This is a genomic window from Streptomyces sp. NPDC059909 (genome assembly GCF_042730885.1).
Taxonomy (GTDB): domain Bacteria; phylum Actinomycetota; class Actinomycetes; order Streptomycetales; family Streptomycetaceae; genus Streptomyces.
The window spans coordinates 1,334-1,860 of the sequence record NZ_JBHWKX010000200.1 but is presented as its reverse complement, the minus strand read 5'-3'; the positions used below and the strand labels follow the sequence as shown (position 1 = coordinate 1,860).

General features: G+C 68.7%; 1 protein-coding gene and 1 pseudogene. Both read left to right on the top strand.

Annotated features, from left to right (window positions below):
* Positions 1–321: pseudogene (locus ACFV9O_RS40170) on the top strand (peptidase C2 calpain); the annotation flags it as partial.
* Positions 311–527: hypothetical protein (locus ACFV9O_RS40165; RefSeq protein WP_385427994.1), on the top strand; the 217-nt coding region annotated here is incomplete at its 3' end. The pseudogene ACFV9O_RS40170 and the gene ACFV9O_RS40165, both read left to right, overlap by 11 nt.

Here is a 527-nt window from a genome sequence, read left to right as displayed (position 1 = left end):
GGTGAGGACCTGCGCACCGGCGGCTTCCTCGGCATCGGCTCGGGCCAGGACAAGGACATCGACCGGCTGCGCGAGGCCTACGAGTCGGGCCAGGTCGTCACCGTCTCCACCCCGGACGACGAGAGCCTCGACAAGGACCACCCCAAGGAGTGGGGCAGCACCTACCACACCAACCACGCCTACTACGTGCGGGGTTTCACCGACGACGGCAAGGTCGTCCTCGGCAACCCCTGGGGCACCCAGGGCTATCCGCCGATCACCGTCAGCCAGGACCAGCTCGACAAGTACTTCCACTACCCCGAGGCCTTCGATGTCCCGTGACGACGACGCCCCTCGCGTCAAGTACCCCTTCGCGTTCGACGGCCGGTGGGTGCTGCGCCACCACGTGCCGTACTCCGTCGAGCACGAGGGCCGCACCCACCGGATCGTGGCGACCGTCTTCTCGCAGCCCTCGGTGCACGGCCGCGTCCAGATCAGTTGCGAGGGACTGCCCCCCGTCGAGCACGACGGACTGACCCCGGGCGACA